This is a genomic window from Paraburkholderia sp. MM5496-R1, assembly GCF_050436205.1.
Lineage (GTDB): Bacteria > Pseudomonadota > Gammaproteobacteria > Burkholderiales > Burkholderiaceae > Paraburkholderia > Paraburkholderia tuberum.
Map to the genome: position 1 here is coordinate 757,424 of NZ_JBNDLT010000001.1, position 16,511 is coordinate 773,934.

General features: G+C 62.8%; 15 protein-coding genes and 2 pseudogenes. 11 read left to right on the forward strand and 6 right to left on the reverse strand.

The features are described from left to right. Positions 1–41: 41 nt before the first annotated feature. Both OKW38_RS03850 and OKW38_RS03855 read left to right on the forward strand, forming a co-directional pair. Complete coding sequence (locus OKW38_RS03850; RefSeq protein ID WP_429360045.1) at positions 42–503, forward strand: ABC transporter permease; 462 nt, start codon at positions 42–44, stop codon at positions 501–503. Beyond that, positions 500–1,486: pseudogene (locus OKW38_RS03855) on the forward strand (ABC transporter permease). Before OKW38_RS03850 ends, OKW38_RS03855 begins: the two are co-directional and overlap by 4 nt. 84 nt (positions 1,487–1,570) lie before the next feature. On the opposite strand, the gene OKW38_RS03860 reads toward OKW38_RS03855, so the two are convergent. After that, positions 1,571–1,795 (reverse strand): hypothetical protein, encoded by a 225-nt coding sequence (locus OKW38_RS03860; protein WP_018422453.1) that lies wholly within the window; start codon positions 1,793–1,795, stop codon positions 1,571–1,573. Between the two features lie 587 nt (positions 1,796–2,382). On the opposite strand from OKW38_RS03860, the gene OKW38_RS03865 reads away from it, so the two are divergent. Then, positions 2,383–3,714, forward strand: a complete 1,332-nt coding sequence (locus OKW38_RS03865) for an NRAMP family divalent metal transporter (protein ID WP_429360047.1) — start codon at positions 2,383–2,385, stop codon at positions 3,712–3,714. An 86-nt stretch (positions 3,715–3,800) separates the two neighbouring features. On the opposite strand, the pseudogene OKW38_RS03870 reads toward OKW38_RS03865, so the two are convergent. From OKW38_RS03870 to OKW38_RS03885, 4 genes and pseudogenes are all read right to left on the reverse strand, one after another. Beyond that, positions 3,801–4,028, reverse strand: a pseudogene (locus OKW38_RS03870) (acetylornithine deacetylase); the annotation flags it as partial. After that, positions 4,021–4,698, reverse strand: a complete 678-nt coding sequence (locus OKW38_RS03875; protein WP_429332717.1) for a DUF1028 domain-containing protein — start codon at positions 4,696–4,698, stop codon at positions 4,021–4,023. The pseudogene OKW38_RS03870 and the gene OKW38_RS03875, both read right to left, overlap by 8 nt. 10 nt (positions 4,699–4,708) lie before the next feature. Next, complete coding sequence (locus OKW38_RS03880; RefSeq protein WP_090811000.1) at positions 4,709–5,140, reverse strand: RidA family protein; 432 nt, start codon at positions 5,138–5,140, stop codon at positions 4,709–4,711. After that, positions 5,140–6,498, reverse strand: coding sequence for a flavin-containing monooxygenase (locus OKW38_RS03885; protein WP_429360049.1), 1,359 nt, complete (start codon positions 6,496–6,498; stop codon positions 5,140–5,142). Before OKW38_RS03885 ends, OKW38_RS03880 begins: the two co-directional genes overlap by 1 nt. Positions 6,499–6,676: 178 nt before the next feature. Here OKW38_RS03885 and OKW38_RS03890 point away from each other — a divergent pair, with 178 nt between their 5' ends. The 7 genes from OKW38_RS03890 (at position 6,677) to OKW38_RS03920 (ending at position 14,056) form a co-directional block, all read left to right on the forward strand. Further along, positions 6,677–7,600 (forward strand): LysR substrate-binding domain-containing protein, encoded by a 924-nt coding sequence (locus OKW38_RS03890; RefSeq protein ID WP_429332715.1) that lies wholly within the window; start codon positions 6,677–6,679, stop codon positions 7,598–7,600. 124 nt (positions 7,601–7,724) lie between these two features. Beyond that, positions 7,725–8,876 (forward strand): SRPBCC family protein, encoded by a 1,152-nt coding sequence (locus OKW38_RS03895; protein ID WP_429332714.1) that lies wholly within the window; start codon positions 7,725–7,727, stop codon positions 8,874–8,876. Positions 8,877–8,919: 43 nt separating this feature from the next. Beyond that, positions 8,920–10,125 (forward strand): ABC transporter ATP-binding protein, encoded by a 1,206-nt coding sequence (locus tag OKW38_RS03900; protein WP_429360051.1) that lies wholly within the window; start codon positions 8,920–8,922, stop codon positions 10,123–10,125. 2 nt (positions 10,126–10,127) lie between these two features. Next, on the forward strand, positions 10,128–11,183 hold the full coding sequence (locus OKW38_RS03905; protein WP_429360053.1) for an ABC transporter substrate-binding protein: 1,056 nt from the start codon (positions 10,128–10,130) through the stop codon (positions 11,181–11,183). A 39-nt stretch (positions 11,184–11,222) separates the two neighbouring features. Continuing rightward, complete coding sequence (locus OKW38_RS03910; protein ID WP_429360055.1) at positions 11,223–12,479, forward strand: ABC transporter permease; 1,257 nt, start codon at positions 11,223–11,225, stop codon at positions 12,477–12,479. A 66-nt stretch (positions 12,480–12,545) separates the two neighbouring features. Then, the gene (locus tag OKW38_RS03915; protein ID WP_090810989.1) at positions 12,546–13,373 is read left to right on the forward strand and encodes an ABC transporter permease; all 828 of its coding nucleotides are present in this window, start codon (positions 12,546–12,548) and stop codon (positions 13,371–13,373) included. Positions 13,374–13,606: 233 nt separating this feature from the next. Continuing rightward, entirely contained in the window at positions 13,607–14,056 is a 450-nt protein-coding gene (locus tag OKW38_RS03920; RefSeq protein WP_090811862.1) for an SET domain-containing protein, read from the forward strand. Between the two features lie 158 nt (positions 14,057–14,214). On the opposite strand, the gene OKW38_RS03925 is transcribed toward OKW38_RS03920, so the two are convergent. Continuing rightward, entirely contained in the window at positions 14,215–14,991 is a 777-nt protein-coding gene (locus tag OKW38_RS03925) for a maleate cis-trans isomerase family protein (RefSeq protein WP_429360057.1), read from the reverse strand. Positions 14,992–15,301: 310 nt separating this feature from the next. Here OKW38_RS03925 and OKW38_RS03930 point away from each other — a divergent pair, with 310 nt between their 5' ends. Further along, positions 15,302–16,504 (forward strand): branched-chain amino acid ABC transporter substrate-binding protein, encoded by a 1,203-nt coding sequence (locus OKW38_RS03930; RefSeq protein ID WP_429360059.1) that lies wholly within the window; start codon positions 15,302–15,304, stop codon positions 16,502–16,504. Positions 16,505–16,511: the final 7 nt, after the last annotated feature.

The window sequence follows — 16,511 nt, forward strand, 5'->3', positions numbered from 1 at the left end:
GCGCGCACCGCAGAACACGGTCTGGCTAACGCCAGGCTCGTGTGAACTCGCCGACCACGCGCGCCAGATGCGCCTGCATCGCCGTGCGCGCGGCGTACGCGACCGGCTCGTCCGAACCTGCGGCTTTTCTGTCCGGCATGCCGATCCGCCGCGCGAAGTTCGCCAGCTATACGCTGGCCGGCCTGCTCACTGCGATCGGCGGCCTATTCCTGACGTTCTTCACCGACACCCGCGAAGCGAGCCTCGGCAGCGCCAACTCGTACACGCTGTTTTCGATCGCCGCAGTGGTGATCGGCGGCGTGTCGCTGCTCGGCGGCAAGGGCAGCGCGATTGGCGCGATCTTCGGCGCATTCGCGTTTCGCTCGATCGGTGACCTGCTGTTCGTGTTCAACGTCGATGCGCTGTGGCAGCCGCTATTCCAGGGTGTGATTCTTCTGCTCGCTGTCGCGATCGGCGCATGCGGGCTGTTCAAGGTACGCAACCGTCTGGAGTGGTTTCAATGAGCCACGTTTCAGCGACCAGTCGGACCACGTTCGTGTCGAGGCTCACGCGCAGAATCGACAAACCGATCGTGATCGCGTTCGCGTGCATCGTCGCGCTGCTGCTCGTCGGCGGGATGTATTCGCGCAACTTCACGTCGCCGGAGTACATCCTGCTGCAACTGAAGGTCGGCGCGTTCCTCGGCATCATCGCGACTGGCCTGATGATGGTGATCCTGCTCGGCCACATCGACCTGTCGCTGCCGTGGACCATCACCGTCGGCGCAATGATGGCGTGCGCGGTAGCGGGGCACGGCGAACTCGGACGGATCCTCGCGATACCGGTCGGGATTGGTTGCGGCATGCTGATCGGCGTCGTCAACGGCATCCTCGTTGCGCTGCTGCGCATTCCGTCGATGATCGCAACGCTCGCGACCAATGCGGTCGCACAGGGCATCATGATCGTCTATACCGGCGGATCGTCGCCGCAGGATTCCGCCCCACAGGTGATGCGATGGCTCGCGGCGGGCTGGCTCGTACCGGGCGTGCCGAATGCCGTCGCGCTATGGCTCGTGATCGGCGGCGCCACGGTGTTCCTGTTGTCGCGTACGACCTTCGGCCGCACGTTGTACGCGATCGGCAATACCGAACGCGCGGCGTATCTGTCCGGCATCAATACGCGACTCGTGACCGTGGCCGCATTCGCCGTGTGCAGCGCGTTCGCGGCGTTCGGCGGCGTATTGCTCGCCGGTTATGCGTCGAAGGCAGCGCAGTCGATGGGCGATGCCTAACTGTTGCCGGCGATCGCGGCAGTCGTGCTCGGCGGCACATCGATTCTGGGTGGACGAGGTTCATACCTCGGCACCGTGGCTGGCGCGATCCTGATCACGCTGCTGCAGTCGATCCTTTCAGTCGCGCAGATGCCCGAGCCGGGACGTCAGATCATCTACGGCGCGGTGATAGCGGCAATGTTGCTGCTGTATGGGCGCAGCAAGCGGGAAGCGTAGGTTTGAGTCGATCCGCTGGCGCGTCCTCCCGGCCCACCAACGGCAACGGCTCCAAGCCTCTCGACTACCCTGCCAAGCGCAAGCTCATCCATGAGCATCCACCCACGCGCGCGCCCAATCCAGGCCTGCATGGTGGGCTTCCTCCTCGCTATCGAATAGTCCCAGAATGCCTGATGCTTCGATCAGCTTTCCGCCTCGCGTAATGGTTCCGCTCGCCGCATACCGCTCCGGTTGCAGGATGCCTTCGCCTTCCTGCTGAAGGATGGCATGCCCCCACAACGTGTACCCGTCGTAGTCGATCGTTTCCATTAGCGCACGACCCTGACGGATGCGGCGCGAGTCGTCACTCGAAGCATGTTCGCGCGTGCCTCTGGTGGATTCCAGACCTCAGCGTAGTCCGATGCGCGCGCGCCCGTGCAAGGCGTCATGATCAGAACCGTGAATCCTGTCTTTTTCAAGATTTCTCCTTTCCAGCGATTTTCTTCAGCGGCTCGTCGCAACTGTCACTTTGTCCGGCACATCCAGCATCCCTGCCGAAGCAGGTCGGAAATTCAGGCAAACGCAGCGAGTCAGCTGCGATGCAGTATGGCCGAGTGTGTCATTCACCGCTTTGAGTCCGTTTCGATTGCCGCAGCGCGGAAAAGACGCCTGGGCATTGAGACCTCACTTGCGGGGAGCTATCGCGGAGACTGGTCGTTCGCTCGCCGCGGTCGACGAGCGTTTCGCGCTGGTCGGCGCGCGTTGAAGATGTGACATTGTATCGTCAGCCTGCGGGAGTCCTGATAGTCGCCCCCGATAGCGTCACATCCGCTGAATATGTGTGCCGCGAAACGAGTCGACGAAGGAACGTTTCGTGCGAGCGCTACAGCATCCCTGGTTTCCCGACGGTCAGGCGAATGCACTCTTCCCCCGACAGGGGCACCGCGCCCCGCGCCGCACAAGGTAATACGCACGCTGCCTCGTCGCAGCCCGCCCGCTCGTGGGCCGCCGATCTGCGGCCGGGGCTGGCAAGTCTCGGCTGCGATAACGATCCCAGCGGGATCGCCACCTATTCACTCGCGGGCGCGTGGTACGGCTACGACCTGCTGTGGACCTGCGTGCTGTCGTATCCGTCGATGGTCGCGTTGCAGCTGGTCTCGACGCGTGTCGCCGCCGTCACTGGACATGGCCTGACCGCGAACATGCGCGCGCACTATTCGCCGGTGTTCTTCTATTTGGCGGTGGCGCGGTTCGTGATTGCCAATACGCTGAATATCGCCGTCAATGTGATGGCGATGGCCGCGGTCGTGCAACGCTTCACTCATGGGCCGCTTTGGTTGCTTGCCCTCGCATGCGGTTGCACCTCGATTGCGTTGCAGTGGTTCATTCCCTATGCGCGCTATGCGCAGGTGCTCAAATGGTTGATGCTGCCGATGCTCGCGTATGCCGGCGTGCTGCTGATCGTCGATGTGCCTTGGCACACGGTCGTGCTGCGCTCGCTCGTGCCGCACGTCGAGTGGAAAGAAGATTTCGTCACGATGCTGATGGCCGTGCTCGGTACGACGATGAGTCCCTATCTGCTTTTTTCGCAGGCCGAGCAGGAAGCACAGGAAGAACATCGACAGCACGAACAGCACGCGGCGCGAGGCGATCGACGTTCGTCAGAGCAGCTTCGCCGGGCGCGCATGCAGACCTTGACGCGCACCGCGCTATCGAGCGTGGCCGCATTGTGCATCATGATTGCGGCTGCGGCGACGCTGCATGGTGCACAGACGCGGCCCGGCGAGCCCATGGAGCTTTCCAGGGTGCTCGAACCGCTAGTGGATGGCTACGCCGGCACACTGCTTGGGCTTGCACTGATCGGCTCAGCGCTGCTCGCACTACCTTCGCTTGGGGGTTCCGCTGCGCAAGCGGTCGCGAGTTCGTTCGACTGGCCCCACGGCCAACGGCGTGATCGGCGCATTGCTGTTCTGCTCGTTGCGCTCGCGGGGCTCGGGACGCTGCTTGGCGTTGCGCTCGGCCTATGGCACGTCGACCCTGTCAAGGCGCTGTACTGGAGCGCCATCGTCAACGGTATGACGATTACGCCCGTGCTGGTGCTTCTGGTGCTGCTGAGTGCGAAACGAGAAGCGGTCGGCGAAATCGTCGCGCACTGGTCGTTACGCGCGCTCTGCTGGCTCGCGACCCTGATCACCGGTGTGGTCGTGGTCGCGCACTTCGTGCTCGAAGTGGCGGAGCGCGTGTCCTGATGAACCCCTCACGCCCGATTTGCACCGCAGACGCGCAGGCTACCTCACGCTTTTGAGATGTTCAGCGAGGCGAGCGAACATCGCGTCACACCATCGGTATGCCCGGACAGCACGATGCCACCACGCTCTCGCGGACCGATCGTGGCGAACAGGTTGGCCTTGGTACGCTCGGCGTGATGGAACAGCTCGCTGTCCACACCTGGATCCGCGAGGTATTGCTGCACGAAGCCGATCAGTTCCAGATTGGAGTCGCGGCTGACAGTCGCAAAACCGATCAGCCGTTCGAGCAGCGCACGGCTCGACAACTCACTCATCGCCGGGCACTCCGTAGCTCGGCGCCGCGGTTGGATTCAACGCGCGTGCGATGTAGTCCCGCATCTGCGGCCGATACGCTTGCCAAAGCGCGGCAAGTTTGCCGATCGGATCGTCGTCGGCCCAATCGACACGCAGATCGACGATCGGCCAGACGTGTGTAGCGACGATCTTCAGAGCCGCCGAATGCACGGGCCCTGCTTCTCCGCCAGCTTCGACGGCCGCATGCATCGCGTGCAGCAGACGATCGGCGAGCACGCCTTGTGCGCTCTCGAACGCTTTCACCATCGCGTCGATCACCGGCTTGCCGGCGAGCAGATTGCCCGCTGCCACACACTGATTTCCCGCGACGGCGTGATGCACGCCGAGTGCTTCCTTGCCGGTGAACATCGCGGTTCGCCCCTCACTGTCGACCACCGTCACCTGCCGGTATTCGCCCCATTCGCTCGCGCCTAGCGCCCGTTCGAGCGCCGTATCCGCCGCGATACGCCCACTTTCAAGCAGATCGAGAATCTGCGGCCCGAGCGCGGGCTGCGTCACGTTCTGCGTCGCCACCGCACCGACGCCCGCGCGCGCCCACGGACACCTCGCACCCACCGCAATGCTCGACGAACTGATCGCGATACCAAGCTGACCGGTCTTGCCACAACGTCCGACGATCGAGAATGTCATGGGTAGCTCCTCACGCCTGAGATGGCTTCCAGTTGTCCGGAATCACGGCGATCACGTCGATTTCCATCAGCCATTGCGGCTGGCCGAGCGCGCTGACGCACAGCCCCGTCGAAATCGGATACACGCCCTTCAGCCACTTGCCGACTTCCTGGTACACCGGCTCGCGATAACGAGGATCAGTGATGTAAGTCGTCGTCTTGACGATATGCGACAGGTCGCTGCCCGCTTCCTCGAGAAGTTGCTTGACGTTCTTCATCGCCTGCTCGGCCTGCGCGCTCGGATCGCCGAGACCGACCAGGTTGCCGTCGAAATCCGTACCGACCTGGCCGCGCACATAGACCGTATTGCCCGCGCGAACCGCCTGGCAAAGATCGTTATCGAGCGACTGGTTCGGGTACGTATCCTTCGTATTGAACATGCGGATGCGGGTATGCGTAGGCATCAGTTCACTCCCACTTCTTTGGTGTTCGGCGCGTGCGATTCGTCGCACGCGGTATCGGTTGGATTCGCGCCATGCACGCCGCGTGCGTCCTGCCGACGCTGCGACGTGTCGCGATACGCGAGGTATTTGCGCTGGGTGACGATGTGATCGGCGATGTGCTTTGCGTCGTGCCAGACGCCCCAGATAAACGACGACGCGCGCCGCGACAACCACGGCAAGCCGAGGAAATACACGCCCGGTTCCTTCGATACACCGCGCTGATGCTGCGGCTTGCCCTTATCGTCGAACGCGTTCACGTGCAGCCAGCTGAAATCGACGGCGTAGCCGGTGGCCCAAATGATCGTGCTCACACCCGCCTTCTTCAGATCCAGTTCCGGGAGCGGATGCGTCACGCACTCCGGGTCGGGTGGAATCAGGCGTGCGTCGGGGTCTTGCGGCAGGTCCACGCCGTTGCGCTCGACGTAGTCGTCGGCCGCGTCCAGTAGCGACCTCAGGTTTTCGTCGCCACGCTTCAGATTGGCGGCGAGGTCCTGTTCGAAGGTCGCAACGCCATTCGCGAACGATCTCGTCGTGCCGACCAGCATCATGCCCTGATGAGCGAGCCTGCGAAAATCGATGGTCTGGCCGCCATACGCGCCGCTGACGGCAATGGTCACATGCTCGCGTCCCGGCACGGCGACTTCCTTGTCCCATTCGCCGAGTACACCCAGCCACCAGCAGAAATCGCGACCGCGATAGGCGCGCGGCGGACGGTCATGCGCACCGACGGACAGATAAACCTTGCGGCCCGCGCGTTGCAGTTCGTCCGCGATCTGCACGCCGGACGACCCCGCGCCAACCACGAGCACCGCGCCTTCGGGCAGCTGCGCCGGGTTCCGATAGTGGGCCGAATGAAGCTGCGTGAGCTCGACGTCCTGTGGCGCGATGGGGGGAATGACGGGCCGCTGGAACGGCCCCGTCGCAACGACCACGCGACGGGCTTCGATCGTGCCATCGGACGTTGCGACCGTAAATCCTGCCCGGCCCTTCAGACGCTCGACGCTCGTGACTTCGACGCCCGTGCGGATCGGCGCATCGAACTTGCGCGCATAGGCCTCGAAGTAATCGGCGACCTGATCCTTGGCGGCGAACCCATCAGGATCGAGTCCTTCGAACTCCATATTAGGGAAGCGGTCGTGCCAGGCGGGACCATTGGCGACCAGTGAATCCCAGCGGCAGGTACGCCAGCGTTCGGCAATGCGGTCGCGCTCCAGCACGAGATGGGGTACGCCGAGTTTGCTCAGGTGTTCGCTCATTGCCACGCCCGCCTGACCCGCGCCTATGACCAGCGTGTCGATCGACAATTTTTCAGCCGACATGGCCTTCTCCTTCTGAAAAGCGCTCTGGATTCAGGTCACTCTCTCTGTTCGGTCGGACAGAATGTACGCCGCGCGGCGGGCAACAAAAACTATATTTTAAAAATGCTTTGCATCGTTTTTCGCTATGCAATCGACAATTGGCAAGCGACAATCGGTTCGACCGAACACGGAGCAACTGATGGACGGCAACTCGATACGCTACTCGTTGCGTCAGCTCAGGTATTTTGTCGTCACGGCCGAGACGCTTTCGTTCACCGCCGCGGCAAAGCGCCTGCACATTTCGCAGCCGTCTATCTCGACGTCGCTCGCGGATCTGGAGGAATCGTTCGGCGTCCAACTGTTCATCCGCCATCACGCCAGCGGGCTGTCGCTCACGCAACCGGGCCGCGATCTGCTCGGCCACGCTCGCAATCTGCTTCAGAACGCCGAAGAATTGCAACTGACCGCGAAGGAAATCGACGGCGGCATGTCGGGCTCCATCTCGCTGGGCTGCATGGTGTCGCTGGCCCCGCCGCTGATGCCAGGCATCATCAGCCGCTTCGTGCGGGACTATCCGGCGGTCACCTTCCGTACGACGGAAGCGCATCAGGACACGCTTTTGAGCGGCCTGCGCGACGGCTCGCTCGATATCGCGCTGACCTACAGCCTCGATATCGCCGATGGAATCGCGTTTACCCCGCTGCTTTCGCTGCCACCGTATGTCATCCTGCCTAAAACACACAGGCTTGCACGGGCCCGCAAAGTGTCGCTGGCCGATCTGCTGCCCGAGCCCTATGTGATGCTGGACCTTCCGCATAGCCGCGAGTACTTCTCCGCGCTGTTCGACGCAGTCGGCAGCCGCCCTACCGCGGCTTTCCGGTCGTCACAGCCTGAAGTGGTGCGTGGCATGGTTGCCAACGGCTTGGGTTACAGCATACTCAACTTCCCGCTGAAGTCGACCCGGACAGTGGACGGCGAAGACTTCGTGATTAAACATTTCAAGGAAAGCGTCAATGCGACGACGCTTGGCATCGCACTATCGGGCGCCGTCAAGCCGCGCGAGGTTGTGAAGCGCTTCTCGGCATTCTGTGAAACGTATATTCGGCGCCTCCACATCGCTTAGCGGCCCGGAAAGCCTCTCGGCATAGGCTTGAGCTATGCACTGCATGCAAAAACAATATTTTACCTAGCAATTTGGATTGTTAGATTGGTGCTCATCGGATGCACACACTGATGGGGGGCCCCCTATGTCAGCCATTCTTCAGTCGACGGACACTGAGCTCGACATCGTTCGCGCCCTGCGCGAGAACTGCGAGCGTCCGTTCGGGGATGCACACGCAATGCCGCCGGCCGTCTACACGTCGGAGGCGTTTCTCGCGCTCGAACGGCGCGACGTGTTTCGCAACGAGTGGTTGTGCGTGGGCCGCGCGAGCGCGCTCGCACAGAGCGGCGACTATCTGACCGCGCAAATCGACGACCAGCCGGTGTTCGTGCTGCGCGATGCGAGCGGTGCATTGCGCGCATTCTCGAATGTTTGCTTGCACCGGATGTCGGTATTGCTTGAAGGGCGCGGCAACGTGCGCCGGATCGTGTGCCCCTATCACGCATGGAACTACACGCTCGATGGTTCGCTCGCGGGCGCGCCGTTGATGGATCGGCAGCCGGGCTTTTGCATGGAACAATACAAGCTGCCTGCCGTGCGCTGCGAGACGTGGCAAGGCTGGATCTACGTAACGCTCAACGCGCATGCGCCTTCGGTGGAATCACATTTGTCCGGGCTGACGAAGCTGATCGAGCCGTACGGCATGAGCAACTACGTCGAGACCTTCCACGAAGAGCACGTGTGGGACACCAACTGGAAGATCCTCGCGGAAAATTTCATGGAGAGCTACCACTTGCCGATGCTGCATCGCGCAACGGTCGGGCCGCACTCGAAGCTCGAAGAAATGGAATGTCCGCCGGGCTTGCCCGCGTTCAACTATCACTGGATCACCAAGGAAGCGTCGCTGCCGATCGGCAACGCGCATCCCAGCAATACACGTCTGCAAGGGCACTGGCGCCGTACCACCGCGCTGCTGGCGATCTACCCGACACACCTGATCACGCTGACGCCCGGCTACTTCTGGTATCTGATCCTGCAGCCGCGGGGCGTCGGCCGCGTGCATATCCGCTTCGGCGGCGGCCTCGCACCGGATTTCGTCGACGATCCGCGGGCCGCCGATTACATGGCTACGCTGAAGACGCTGCTCGACGAAGTCAACGCCGAGGACCGGCGCGGCGTCGAGGCCGTATTTCGCGGCGTGCACGCGCCACTCGCGAAGCCTGGCCATCTGAGCCCTCTGGAACGGCCGAATTACGACTTCGCCCGCTATCTGGCGGGACGCCTGGGCGCGAAGTGATTTGCCGCCCCACGTGGACCGCCAACACTCTGCCGAGTTACCCATGTCAAGCCAACCATTTATTTCGTTCGACGGCGTCAGCAAGTCATACGACGGCGTGCATAGCGTCGTCGAGGGACTCGATCTCGATGTCGCGCACGGTGAATTCGTTTCGCTGCTCGGTCCGTCCGGTTCCGGCAAGACCACGACACTGATGATGCTCGCGGGATTCGAAGCGCCGACGCGCGGTGAAATCCGCCTCGCCGGCAAGCGTCTGGACGACAAGCCGCCGCATCGGCGCGATATCGGCATGGTGTTTCAGAACTATGCGCTGTTCCCGCACATGACGATTGCCGAGAATGTCGCGTTTCCGCTGTCGGTGCGCAAGATAAGCCGTAGCGAACAGAAAACGCGCGTGACGCGCGTGCTGGACATGGTGGAGTTATCGCATCTGGCGGGGCGGCGTCCGTCGCAACTGTCGGGTGGTCAGCAGCAGCGCGTTGCGCTTGCCCGCGCGCTGGTTTTCGAGCCGAGCGTGGTGCTGATGGACGAGCCGCTTGGCGCGCTCGACAAACGCCTGCGTGAAACCATGCAATACGAAATCATGCGGCTGCATCGCGAACTGTCGCTGACGATCGTCTACGTGACCCACGACCAGAACGAAGCGTTGACGATGTCGGACCGCGTCGCCGTGTTTTCCGATGGACGCATCCAGCAGGCCGCCGCACCGACCGAACTCTACGAAAACGCGGCGAATGCGTTCGTTGCCAATTTCGTCGGCGAGAACAATGGACTGACCGGTCGCGTCGATTCCGACGGCGGGGAATGGGCTGCGATGCAACTGGCCGACGGCAGCACCGTGCGCGGACGCCCAGGCGCGGGGCTCGCGTCGGGCGACACGGCGGTGCTGGCGCTGCGTCCCGAGCGCGCGCACATCGCGGCGACGCCGGACGCCGTGCAGGAAGCGACCCGGCAGAACATGAACGTCGTGCACGCGCTCGTCGAGGAACTCGTCTATTGCGGCGATCATCATCGCGTGCATTTGAAGCTCGGTCATGGCGAAAGCATGGTGGTCAAGCTGCCGAACACACAGCACCATGACCTGCCCGCGCTCGGCCGTCAGACCGCCGTGACCTGGCGGCGCGACGACTGCAAGGTGCTGCCCGTCATGGCGCCCGCGCCGCATTCCGCCGCCGCGTCCGGCGGCGCCGACTATTCCACTGTTGCCGTTCCCTCGTCCGCCTCGCCACTTATCGCAGGAGCCAACTAGAAATGAAGACCACACTCTCGTCCTTCCGGACCACCATCGCGGCGTGCGCGCTCGGGGTGTTTGCCACGGCCACGGTTCACGCGGCCGAAACGATTTCCGTCGTCACCTTTGGCGGTGCGTATGAAGCTGCCGCGAAAAAGGCATGGTTCGAACCGTTCACCGCGAAAACCGGCGACCAGTTCTCCACCGAGTCCTACGATGGCGGCCTCGCCAAGCTGCAAGCGATGGAACAGTCGAAGAACCCGACCTGGGATCTGATCGACCTCGAAACCAACGACGAGATCACCGCGTGCGACGAAGGCCTCATCGCCAAGTTCGACAAGAAGTTGCTCGGCAACACCAGTGACTTCCTGCCGGGCTCGATCAGTGATTGCGCCGTCGCGGCGATGGTATGGTCCACCGTCTATGCGTATGACACCAGCAAGCTGAAATCTGCGCCGACCACGATCAACGATTTCTTCGACCTCAGCAAGTACCCCGGCAAGCGCGGCATGCGCAAGTCGCCGAAGGTCGCGATGGAATGGGCCTTAATCGCCGATGGCGTGGCACCCAAGGACGTGTACAAGACCCTCTCCACGCCTGCTGGCGTCGACCGCGCGTTCAAGAAGCTCGACACCATCAAGCCGAGCATCGTCTGGTGGGAGGCGGGTGCGCAGGCGCCGCAACTGCTCGCCGACGGCGCGGTCGTGATGACGCAGGCGTACAACGGCCGCATCGACGACGCCGTGCACAAGGACAAGAAGCCCTTCAAGATCGTCTGGGATGCACAGGTGTACGACTACGAATGGTGGGCCGTGGTCAACGGCGCGAAGCATGCCGACGCGGCGCGGAAGTTCATCGTCGCATCCTCGACACCGCAGGCCTATGCGGACCTGTCGAAGTACATCGCGTACGCGCCGCCGCGCAAGGACGCCATTCCGCTGATCGACAAGGCGCGTCTGAACGATCTGCCGACGGCGCCGGAGAACTTCAAACGCCCGCTGCAAATCAACGCGACGTTCTGGGCCGACAACGCGGATGCGATCAACAAGCGGTTCCAGAACTGGCTGACGCAGTAGCGCCAGATCGAACGAACGTCACCCGGGAGATCGAGCACGATGAATACGCCGCTGCCATCCACTGCCTCTTTTGGCCGCGATCCGCAGGCCGCGAACCGCGAGTCGTTCCGCGCCGCGCGCCGCAAGGCCGCGATGCGCGCGTTGCTGCTGGCTTTGCCGTTGCTCATCTTTCTGCTGGTGACGTTCGTCGCGCCGATCGCGAGCCTGCTCGCGCGCAGCGTGCGAAACCCTGAAGTGCGCGCCGGCATGCCGCAGTTGAGCGCGGCGCTGGCCGGATGGGACGGTGCGGGCGTACCCGGCGAACCGGCCTTTGCCGCACTCGCGCACGACCTGAAGGACGCCGGCGAATCCGGCCAGCTCGGCAATATCGCGCGACGCATGAACTTCTCTCAACCAGAGTTCCGCAGCCTGCTGTTCAAGACGGCGCGTGCCACACGTTCGCAAACGCCCGCGCAATGGAAGCCCGCCCTGATCGATCTGGATGAACGCTGGAACACACCGGAAACCTGGCGGCTCCTCAAGCGTGCGTCGATCTCGCCCACGCCCGACTATTTGCTGAACGCCGTCGACGCGCAAGTCGCGCCCGATGGCTCGGTGACGTCCGTCGCGGCGGACAGCGCCATCTTCCGCGCGGCCTTCGGACGCACGGTCACGATCAGTGCGACGGTCACGCTGCTGTGCCTGGTGCTGGGTTATCCCGTGGCGTATCTGCTCGCGACATTGCCGGAGGACCAGAGCAACCGGCTGATCCTCTTCGTGATCGTACCGTTCTGGACATCGCTGCTGGTGCGGACCACCGCGTGGTACGTGCTGCTGCAACCAGGTGGTGTGATCAACGGCGCGTTGCTCCACTTTGGGCTCATCAATCATCCGTTACCGCTGATTTTCAATCGCACGGGTGTGTTGATCGGCATGACGCACATCCTGCTGCCATACATGATCCTCGCGATCTTTTCGGTGATGAAAGGTGTCCCGCCCGTGTACATGCGCGCGGCGAAATCCCTCGGCGCGCATCCGGCTGTGGCCTTCGTGCGAGTGTATATTCCGCAAACGCTGCCGGGTGTCGGCGCGGGATGTTTTCTCGTGTTCGTGCTCGCGCTCGGTTATTACATCACCCCCGCCCTGCTAGGCGGCGCCGGCGACGAAATGATCAGCCAACTGATCGCGTCGCAGACCAACGATCAGCTCAACTGGGGACTCGCGGGTGCGTTGTCGTGCTATCTGATCGCATTCACGGCGGTGTTCTATTTCATCTTCAACCGGCTGGTCGGTATCGACCGCTTGCGCTTCGGCTAACGCGCCGCGCAACCGACGCTAATGGGTTGTCGCTCCTTCGTATGGTTGATCAACAGGCAGACTCAGATGAAAGACGGACGAACCCGGCTACTCTCGGAACGCATCGCGGGCGCGGGACTACGCGTGCATTGCGCGCTCATTTTCTTTTTCCTCGTCGCGCCGATCCTCGCGATCGTGCCGCTGTCGTTCAACTCCGGCTCATTCTTCTCGTACCCGATGCAGGGCTTCTCGCTGCGCTGGTACGCGCAGGCGCTGAGTTCGCCGGACTGGCAACGCGCGTTGGCGAACAGCATCGGCATCGGCGCGGCGTCGACGCTGATCGCGACGGTGCTCGGCACGCTCGCCGCGCTCGGCTTGAGCCGCACGCAGTTTCCTTACCGCTCGATCATCATGCCGATCATCGTGTCGCCGATGATCGTGCCTATCGTTGTCGTCGCGGCAGGGTTTTATCTGGTCTTTTCGCCGCTCGGCCTGGTCAATTCGTATCTCGGCGTCGTGCTTGCGCATGCCGCGCTCGGTACGCCCTTCGTGGTGATCACCGTGACGGCTTCGCTGCTGTCGTTCGATCAAAGCCTGCTTCGCGCTGCGTCGGGGCTGGGCGCGCAGCCGTGGGTCGCGTTTCGTCGCGTCACGCTCCCGCTGATCACGCCCGCCGTCGCAACGGGCAGTGTGTTCGCATTCGCGACGTCGTTCGACGAAGTGATCGTCATTCTGTTCATTGGCGGCCCCGAGCAGCGCACCGTGCCGCGGCAGATGTGGAGTGGCATCCGTGACCAGATCGACCCGTCGATCCTTGCCGTGGCCACACTGCTGATGGCGTTCGCCATCGCCCTGTTCGCCTGCATGAACTGGTTGCGCAAGCGCGCAGCGGCGGCCAGCCGCTCGTTTGGCTGAGCTGACGGTTGTGCCAGCGTGATGCCGTGGACATGCGACTTGACGACCTCCCTGTAACCATCGACCGTTGCCAGCCTCGTTGCGGCAAAGCCGGAACCCTTGGCGCGGCCCGTCCTTGGCTGTTAGTTGCGCTTTTAAAAAGAAAAATATTGAGCGCCTGACTGTGTGGCGATATGCTTCGCATCGCTGCTCAACCACATGCAACGACCGAGGGTCGCGAAGGAAACGACAACATGCGATTGCGACGCATCACCGCACGACGCTCACCAGTGCATGGCATGGGACTGTTTGCCCTGCAGCCGATCGCCCCGGGCGAACGGGTGATCGAGTACAAGGGGGAAGTGACCAGCTGGCGGCGCGCCGCCGCCCGTCAGCGAGCCGACGCGGGCCACACGTTCGTGTTTGGGCTGTCCAGCGGACGAGTGATCGACGGCAGCCGCGGCGGCAACAGCGCCCGCTTTCTGAACCATGCGTGCGCCCCCAACTGCGAGGCCATCGAGACGGGCGACCGGGTGTTCATTCATGCGCTCGCCACGATCGCACCCGGGGAGGAGCTTTTCATCAATTACGGTCTGTCAGTGGACGGCGCGGTCACCGACGACATTCGCGCCCAGTACGCGTGTCATTGCGGCGCGCCGGCATGTCGTCGAACCATGCTGGGAAATGACGGACAGTCGTCGTAGTCCTGCCGTCGCGCAGACGCTTCGATGAGCGATTCCTGCGGCGGTTCATCCGACGCGCCTGCCGCGTCTGTGGTGCGCGTCGATGTCTGGAACATGGCCTCGGCGTCGATCTCCGCATGGTCGCCCCGTCGCGCTGCGTCGCGTTTCAAGGTACAACGTCACAGCGCGAACAGCCGCCCAAGCTGAGGCTCGCAATCTCCCACGCCGGCGAGCCGCAACGCGTGCCACGCCATCGCGTAGTTGCTCGATATCACGGGCTTGCCGATCGCCGCCTCCAGCTCCGGAATCAACCCGGCGATGCGCAAGCTCGTGCACGATACGAAAATCGCGTCCACGTCACGATTGCGCGCAAGTCGCTCAACACCGGTTCGCAATGACACCGCGTCGATCCGCGCCACTTCGTTATCGTTCGCATGCTCGAACGACGCCATGCGCGTAATGCCGTGACCGCGCGACTCGATATAGTCGCGCATGTATTCGTTGATCGAACGCACATAGGGAGTAAGCAGGGCCGTACGTTGGACGCCTAGGGCGCGAAGCGCCGCCAGCGCCGCGGTGATCGGCGTAGTGCACGCGGCGTCCGCACGCGCTTCGCGAATCCGCGCGAACACCTTTTCCTCCCCAATCACCATCGACGCGGACGTGCAGCCAAACGCCACCACATCGATACGCTCGGCCGGACGGATCAGCGCGACCGCCGGTGCAATACGGTCCTCCATTTCCGCTAGCCGTTCGGGCGTGATGTCCGCCGAGTTATACACACGGCTTTCGTAGAACGCCACGCCGTCCTGCGTCAGCAAGCCCCGCCACTCATGCTCGATCGTATGATCGGTGGCGAGCACCACGAGCCCAATCGCGGCACGACGGCCGATGCCGTCGTCCAGCGTGAAATCGAGCTTCGTGTACACGTCGTCATGCGGTGCAATCGCACTCATTTCGGAGTCGTCCTGTCATGTCGGGTTCGGGCTCGCGAGTCTCTGTCGTCACTGCCTCTTAAAGGTAGGGGATTGCCGGCGCCTTTGTGTAATGGTTTATACGCAAATACCCTATACCGTCCAACGCACACCGGCTTCTATCATGAAAGAGGCGCTTTAGTGTCAGCGCTCCGGTGAAACCAGCAGTCACGCCGTTGACCTGGTGGGTATGAATCACACGCAATCGCCCCATTTCCGTCCGCTTTCCGATGTCACCGGTATACCCGTGTGGCGGATCGTCCGATCCCTCTCACAATAAGGAGTCTCTAACATGTTTGCTCAGACGATTGGCTGGTCCGGTGCAAAGCGGGGCTCGCGGCAAACGGCCTTTGCGGGCATGGCGGCCGCCGTGGCCCTGCTTGTCGGCATGGCTCCCGGTTCGGCGCTAAGCCAGGGCGCCACCATCAAGATCGGCGTGCCCGTTCCGCTGTCGGGCAGCAGTGCCAATGCCGGCACGGATATTGTCAATGGCGCGAAGCTCGCCGCCGCCAGAATCAACGCGGCCGGTGGCGTGCTCGGCAAGCAGATCGAGTTGGTGCCCGAGGACGACGCCTGCGATGCGCAGACCGCGGTGCAGGCGGCACAGAAACTCGTCGATGCGGGCGTTGTCGCGGTAGCGGGCGGATATTGCTCAAGCGCGGCGCTGCCGGAATCGACAACTTTTCATCGCGCCGGGATTCCCTACGTGCTGGATGCGTCGACGAATCCGCAACTGACCGAGATGGGGTACGACAACGTGTTCCGCACGATCGGCCGTGACGACCAGCAGGGCCCATTCGCGGCAAGCTTCATGAAAGACGTTCTGCACGCGAAGCGCGTGGCGGTGATCGACGACAACACGACCTATTCCAAAGGCCTCGCCCAGAACACCGTGCAAGCCCTGAAGAAGGACGGTGTCGATGTCGTGTACGCCAATTCGATCACCCCCGGACAGATGGACTATTCACCGACGCTCACGCGGGTCTCCTCACTGAAGCCTGACGTGATCTACTACACAGGCTATTTCTCCGAAGCCGGCCTGCTGGTCAAGGAGGCGCGGCAACTGGGTCTGAAAATGACCTTCATGGGCGGCGACGCCACCAATGACCCCACCCTGATGAAGACGGCCGGTCCCGCCGCCGACGGCATGATCATCACGACGGCACCGCTTGCGCAGTTCCTGAGCGGCGCGCACGCGTACGTCGACGACTATATGAAGGCTTATGGGGAAGCGCCGGGACCGTACTCGGTCTATGAATACGACGCTGTCGGAGTCACGGCCAAAGCCATCGCGGACGCAAAATCGGCCCAGCCTGCCGCGATCACCGCGGCTCTGCACAAGATCTCGAACTACCCGGGCGCGACCGGAACGATCTCCTTCAATGCGAAGGGGGACCGCAGTAAAGCGGTGTACATCACCATCATCGTGCACAACGACAAGTTCGAGCCCTACCAGCGGCAGGAAGCGAACGGGCATTGGGTGGCGATGAAGTAGGCGTCAT

What these genes read in the sequence shown, in the direction of transcription:
- OKW38_RS03900 (WP_429360051.1), top strand. Translation starts at nt 8,920, where the DNA reads ATGTCAAGCCAACCATTTATTTCGTTCGACGGCGTCAGCAAGTCATAC.
- OKW38_RS03920 (WP_090811862.1), top strand. Translation starts at nt 13,607, where the DNA reads ATGCGATTGCGACGCATCACCGCACGACGCTCACCAGTGCATGGCATG.
- OKW38_RS03930 (WP_429360059.1), top strand. Translation starts at nt 15,302, where the DNA reads ATGTTTGCTCAGACGATTGGCTGGTCCGGTGCAAAGCGGGGCTCGCGG.
- OKW38_RS03925 (WP_429360057.1), bottom strand. Translation starts at nt 14,991, where the DNA reads ATGAGTGCGATTGCACCGCATGACGACGTGTACACGAAGCTCGATTTC.
- OKW38_RS03915 (WP_090810989.1), top strand. Translation starts at nt 12,546, where the DNA reads ATGAAAGACGGACGAACCCGGCTACTCTCGGAACGCATCGCGGGCGCG.
- OKW38_RS03910 (WP_429360055.1), top strand. Translation starts at nt 11,223, where the DNA reads ATGAATACGCCGCTGCCATCCACTGCCTCTTTTGGCCGCGATCCGCAG.
- OKW38_RS03905 (WP_429360053.1), top strand. Translation starts at nt 10,128, where the DNA reads ATGAAGACCACACTCTCGTCCTTCCGGACCACCATCGCGGCGTGCGCG.
- OKW38_RS03895 (WP_429332714.1), top strand. Translation starts at nt 7,725, where the DNA reads ATGTCAGCCATTCTTCAGTCGACGGACACTGAGCTCGACATCGTTCGC.
- OKW38_RS03875 (WP_429332717.1), bottom strand. Translation starts at nt 4,698, where the DNA reads ATGACATTCTCGATCGTCGGACGTTGTGGCAAGACCGGTCAGCTTGGT.
- OKW38_RS03885 (WP_429360049.1), bottom strand. Translation starts at nt 6,498, where the DNA reads ATGTCGGCTGAAAAATTGTCGATCGACACGCTGGTCATAGGCGCGGGT.
- OKW38_RS03880 (WP_090811000.1), bottom strand. Translation starts at nt 5,140, where the DNA reads ATGCCTACGCATACCCGCATCCGCATGTTCAATACGAAGGATACGTAC.
- OKW38_RS03865 (WP_429360047.1), top strand. Translation starts at nt 2,383, where the DNA reads ATGCACTCTTCCCCCGACAGGGGCACCGCGCCCCGCGCCGCACAAGGT.
- OKW38_RS03860 (WP_018422453.1), bottom strand. Translation starts at nt 1,795, where the DNA reads ATGGAAACGATCGACTACGACGGGTACACGTTGTGGGGGCATGCCATC.
- OKW38_RS03890 (WP_429332715.1), top strand. Translation starts at nt 6,677, where the DNA reads ATGGACGGCAACTCGATACGCTACTCGTTGCGTCAGCTCAGGTATTTT.